Source organism: Deltaproteobacteria bacterium HGW-Deltaproteobacteria-6, from assembly GCA_002840435.1.
Classification (GTDB): domain Bacteria; phylum Desulfobacterota; class Syntrophia; order Syntrophales; family Smithellaceae; genus UBA8904.
In genome coordinates this window covers 1-5,179 of sequence record PHAT01000018.1, presented here as the reverse complement: position 1 = coordinate 5,179, position 5,179 = coordinate 1, and the positions used below count along the sequence as shown (strand labels likewise).

The window sequence follows — 5,179 nt, the reverse complement described above, 5'->3', positions numbered from 1 at the left end:
TATTTTCCTCGCATCGAAACTCGGCATGGCGATTCGTTTCCGGGAAGACGATGTCCGCGATATGGGCCGGACGGCACGCGGCGTGCGCGGCATCAATCTGGATGAGGGTGACGACGTTATCGGTGTGGATATTCCCGCTCAAAACACTTACATGCTGACCATTTCGGAAAACGGCTACGGCAAATGCACACCGATTGACGAATATCGTGTGCAGTCACGAGGCGGCAAGGGCACCATCAATTTAAAAACCGTTGCCAAGATCGGCAATGTTTCCGGCGTGTTGCAGGTGCAGGGCGAAGAGAACATCATGCTCATCAGCAATGCAGGCAAGGTGATCCGGCTGAAGGTGCAGGAGGTCCCGATTAATCATCGTGTGACCCAGGGCGTCAAACTCATCGACCTGGAGCCGGAAGAAAAACTCGTCGGCGTCGCCCGCACAACGCAGGAAGCCGAAGGCCCGGATGACGGCGCTAACGGCGATGATGAGACGGATGTGACGACAGACGAAAACGGCACACCGGAAGAAGACTAGACCGTCGTTTCAACATTAAAAAAAGGGCGCTTCGAGGCGCCCTTTTTTTATGGCAGCTTGTGCATTCCGTCCATATGTGAAGACAAGGCTTCTTGTTGATGCCGGCATAATAGGTTATACTACCTGTATGCTGAACTACATATTTTTTGACCATACCGCCGATATAGGGGTTGAAATATTCGGGCGCACGAAAAAGGATCTGTTTGCCCATGCTGCCCATGCTTTGTTTGATATCATGATTCAGACCGCAGGCCATAAAAGCAGGAAAAGCCAGGTGGCAAAAGGAAGGCAAATCATTAAGAAGGTAGACGGGGCGGACGTGGAGGACCTGTTCATTAACTTTTTGCGGGAGCTTCTTTACCTGTTCAACGGTACGAGATGGGTAGTTGATCACTGTGAGATGATCGAATGCAGAAATACAAGACTCGTTGCGACGTTATGGGTTGAGCCATACAATAAAAAAAAACATTCAATGAAAACAGAGATCAAGGCGGTGACTTACTCCGGCTTAAGCGTTAAAAAGTTCAAATCAGGCTGGATAGCTAAGGTGATTTTCGATGTCTGATGACGACCTCGTAAAATGTCCATATGTGGCGTTGCGCTGGGGATTGCCACGCAGACCAAGGGTCTGCTCGCAATGACACAAGGGGATGAGAGATGTCTGAAATAAAGCTTGAAAGGATAGATGACAATCGCTGGTTGCTGCCTCAGACTGGTTCGATGCGTGTGCCGGGGATCATCTACGCCAACGACAAAATCCACGATCTGCTTCAACACGACGAAAGCACCAAACAGGTGGCCAATGTTGCCCATCTGCCGGGCATCGTCAATTTCTCACTGGCCATGCCGGATATTCACTGGGGGTATGGTTTCCCCATAGGCGGGGTGGCGGCTTTTGATCTGGACGGGGGCGTCGTGTCGCCGGGCGGCGTGGGTTACGACATTAACTGCGGCTGCCGCCTGATGGCAACGGGGCTTGCCCTTGACGACATCCGGGGGAAAATAAAGGATCTGACTGCCGCTTTGTATCAGCGCATTCCGACGGGTGTGGGTTCAACAGGCTATGTCAAGCTCTCCGGTAAAGATCAGAAAAAAGTGCTTGAGGAAGGTGCAAAATGGGCCGTGCGAAACGGTTTCGGATCCCTCCAGGACCTGGAAACAACAGAAGACGGCGGTTGCCTGAATGGTGCGGACCCGGAACAAGTTTCATCGCGGGCCCTCGAGCGCGGCAAGCAGCAGCTCGGCACACTGGGTTCCGGCAATCATTTTCTGGAAATTGAAGTCGTGCAGGACATTTTTGACGAAAAAGCGGCGACAGCGTTTGGGCTGCGCAAAGGGCAAATTGTCGTCATGATCCATACCGGGTCGCGGGGGCTGGGCTACCAGATCTGCGATGATTATCTGGCGCTTATGGTGAAGCATCAATCGGAAACCGGCATCGCATTGCCGGACCGGCAATTGGCCTGCACCTATCTGGCCTCGCAGCGTGGGAAGAATTATCTTGCGGCCATGGCCTGCGGTGCCAATTACGCCTGGGCCAACCGGCAGATTTTGATGCACCTCACGCAGGAGGTTTTTGAAAAAACACTGAGAATAGCGCCGCGTGAACTGGGGATGCGACTGGTGTATGACGTCTGCCACAACATCGCCAAAATTGAGTCGTTTAAAATTAATGGTAGTGAGAAAAAACTTTGCGTTCACCGTAAAGGTGCGACGCGGGCTTATCCGGCAGGTCATGAGGCAGTTCCCGCAAGATATAAAAGTGTCGGTCAGCCCGTGCTGATTCCTGGGGACATGGGAGCTGGTTCTTATATATTAGTTGGTCAGGAAAAAGCCATGCAGGAAACCTTCGGCAGTGCCTGTCATGGCGCAGGGCGGGTCATGAGTCGAACCCAGGCCATCAAGACCAGCCGGGGCCGCTCCATCAGCCGCGAACTAGCCGATAAGGGTGTTTTGGTGATGGCTGGCAGTAAGGGAACGCTGGGTGAAGAAATGCCGGAAGCTTATAAGAATTTGAACGACGTCGTCCAGGTGGTCCATGATGCGGGCATTGCGAAGAAGGTGGCGCGCTTAAAATCAATTGCCTGCATAAAGGGATGACGGATGAAATATTTAAAATGTTACGCTATTCGCTCAGAATATCCTGCAACTTTGGCTCTAATGCTCATTCCGCGACAGCCGAAAACTCGCCCCGCGGGCTCAAACAGTTCGGCTGTCTAATGCTGCATTTCGCAAAGAGCCAAAACGTTTCGGATATATTCGCTCAGAGCATTCCATTTTAAATATTTTACTAAATGGATTATCTGGTTCGAATTGACTTTTTTACAGGCTCGGCATAAGAAGACCATATCAATAAAATGCGGAGAACAGCATGGCCGAAATTATTTTAGACGAAAGTGAAGACTGGGATAAACGCGTTTTGTGCAGTGACGAGTCCTGCATCGGCACGATCGGTGCGGACGGAAAATGCAGGGAATGCGGTAAAACTTATGAGGGCGTTCTCCCCCAGGGTCACGATAAAGAAACTGCTGAACCTGTCATCATAGAGAAAACAAATCCGGTTTCATCGGAAGACTTCGCCTCCGACGAAGAATGGGACAAAAGGGTTTTGTGCAGTGACGGCAACTGCATAGGCGTGATCGGACCGGACGGCAAGTGCAGGGAATGCGGGAAACCATTATCGTAAATTTTGCAATAGCTCATCATTAAGAGATAAATAGCCATTAACCTCTCAGCTGGTTCAGTCATGTTGACTGAACCAGCTGTTTTGTACGATTAAACTTAAACTAAGGGTTCAATCTACAAGATTGAACCCGCAAGGATAAAGAAAGAGGCAGGTGGAGGTTGCATCTGCCTCTTTCTTTATATCAATATATTTATGAATTTTTAGCCGGATCTTTTTTCAAATTCAGCGGACATACCTTGAGGCATTCATCGCAGCCGATCCAGTAATTGTGTCCGGCGGTGTTGATGACGCGCTCGATGTTTTTCAAGCCGGCTTCGCTGCTGAGCGCCAGCGGATAAATGGCATGTTTGATCGTGTGACCCAGGCAGGTCATTTTATTGAATTTTCCATCCGCGTCAAAAGCCTTTGCCGGACAGGCTTTGGAACAGGCTTTACAAGCGGGAGGGCAAGGATCAGGAGTAAGCAGCGGGTCTGCGTCAATAACCGCATTTGTGACAACGGCCCCTAGCCGCAACAGCGCGCCATGCTGGGGATGATAAGCCTGGCCGCTCCGGCCGAAACTGGCGAGCCCGGCATTGACCGCGGCGTGTTTCAGCGACAAAATGCCCCACGGTTCAAACTGATGAAAGACCATCGGGGCGTAACTGGGAATTGGAACGGCGAGATATTTACCCAAAGATTCGATGTAATTGCAAAGGGCGAGAGCTGTTTCATCAATGCGCATATAGGCGCTGTGATAACTTCGATGCAAGGCATAAAGATTATAATCCGGTGATTTTAGTATTCCGCGGGGAACGGTAATGCCAAAGACAATCACGGTTTGTGCATCCCGGCAAACACGTTCGGGGTGATGTGCCTCGGGTGCGGCGGCAAAACGATCTACTGATGCGAAACCAAGATCGGTTACCATCGGCTTTAAAAAATTGATAATGGTTTGCTTTAAGATATCACTCATTAAAACTCGTAGAGCTGTGCCCCCGGCACCACCGTAAACTTGTGTTTCAATAAAACGTCGATTGCCTTTTCCGGATCGTCAAAGCGGAAGATAATTACGGCGTTCTGGCCGCTTTTTTCAACGAAGGCATAGAGATATTCAACATTGATGGCTTCCTGAGTCAGGACTTCCATGATGCTATGCAGGCCGCCTGGCTGATCGGGAACTTCAACGGCCACGACAACGGTCTTGCTGACGCGAAACCCCGCGTCCTTGAGGACCTTGTTTGTTTTTTCCACATCATTGACGATTAAACGCAAAATGCCGAAGTCCACGGTTTCCGCCAGCGACAGGGTGCGGATATTGATGTTGTTTTCCTTCAGCACACGGGTGGCATGTTCAAGTGAACCGGGTTTGTTTTCCAGAAAAACAGAGATTTGTTCGACTTTCATATTTCCTCCAGAATTCTTTCGTTCATGTTGTCGGCGGAAGCCGCCGGGCACCCTTAAAACATATCGGGTCATTTCCTGCGGGATGCTGTGTCTCCCTGAAAAATGAACAGCATCAAATGATGCGTTTGTCGATGACCTTCCTGCCTTGTTCCTTCAAGGTTTGCGGGGCAACCAGCTTGACGCGTGGAGATATGCTTAAATAATCCTTCATGTCTTTCACAATTCTTTTTTCAATGATCTGCAGTTCCTTGACGCCACCCGATTCGCTGAAGAATTTATCGCTGACTTCCACCTGCAGTTCGACGGCGTCCAGGGCTCCGACTTTGTCGATAATCAATTGATAGTCCGGTTCGACGCCCTGGATCTCTTTCAGGATCGCTTCCACCTGTGAGGGATAGATATTGATGCCACGAATCGTCAGCATATCGTCGCTACGCTTGAGTACGCGTTCCATCCGGATATGGGTCCGGCCACAACGGCAGGGTTCGGGAATCAAGCGTGAGATATCGCCTGAACGGTAACGGACCAGCGGAAACGCTTCTTTGGTCAAACTGGTAAAGACCAGTTCGCCTTCT

8 protein-coding genes are annotated in these 5,179 nt (G+C 50.4%); 5 read left to right on the top strand and 3 right to left on the bottom strand.

Annotated features, from left to right (window positions below; all coding sequences use genetic code 11):
• The 5 genes from CVU71_18360 to CVU71_18340 form a co-directional block, all read left to right on the top strand.
• Positions 1–532 (top strand): DNA gyrase subunit A (locus tag CVU71_18360; GenBank protein PKN16894.1); only part of this gene is annotated, 532 nt, incomplete at its 5' end.
• Between the two features lie 49 nt (positions 533–581).
• Positions 582–1,097, top strand: a complete 516-nt coding sequence (locus CVU71_18355; protein PKN16893.1) for a hypothetical protein — start codon at positions 582–584, stop codon at positions 1,095–1,097.
• Between the two features lie 92 nt (positions 1,098–1,189).
• Positions 1,190–2,632: an RNA-splicing ligase RtcB gene (locus CVU71_18350; protein PKN16892.1), complete on the top strand. Its 1,443-nt coding sequence runs from the start codon at positions 1,190–1,192 to the stop codon at positions 2,630–2,632.
• Positions 2,629–2,814, top strand: coding sequence for a hypothetical protein (locus CVU71_18345; GenBank protein PKN16891.1), 186 nt, complete (start codon positions 2,629–2,631; stop codon positions 2,812–2,814). Before CVU71_18350 ends, CVU71_18345 begins: the two co-directional genes overlap by 4 nt.
• A gap of 89 nt (positions 2,815–2,903) precedes the next feature.
• On the top strand, positions 2,904–3,218 hold the full coding sequence (locus tag CVU71_18340) for a hypothetical protein (GenBank protein ID PKN16890.1): 315 nt from the start codon (positions 2,904–2,906) through the stop codon (positions 3,216–3,218).
• 190 nt (positions 3,219–3,408) lie between these two features.
• On the opposite strand, the gene CVU71_18335 is transcribed toward CVU71_18340, so the two are convergent.
• The 3 genes from CVU71_18335 to CVU71_18325 all read right to left on the bottom strand — a co-directional run.
• Entirely contained in the window at positions 3,409–4,173 is a 765-nt protein-coding gene (locus CVU71_18335; protein PKN16889.1) for a hypothetical protein, read from the bottom strand.
• Positions 4,173–4,604: an amino acid-binding protein gene (locus CVU71_18330; GenBank protein ID PKN16888.1), complete on the bottom strand. Its 432-nt coding sequence runs from the start codon at positions 4,602–4,604 to the stop codon at positions 4,173–4,175. The genes CVU71_18335 and CVU71_18330 overlap by 1 nt, the downstream gene beginning before the upstream one ends.
• 112 nt (positions 4,605–4,716) lie before the next feature.
• Positions 4,717–5,179 (bottom strand): phenylacetate--CoA ligase (locus CVU71_18325; protein ID PKN16887.1); only part of this gene is annotated, 463 nt, incomplete at its 5' end.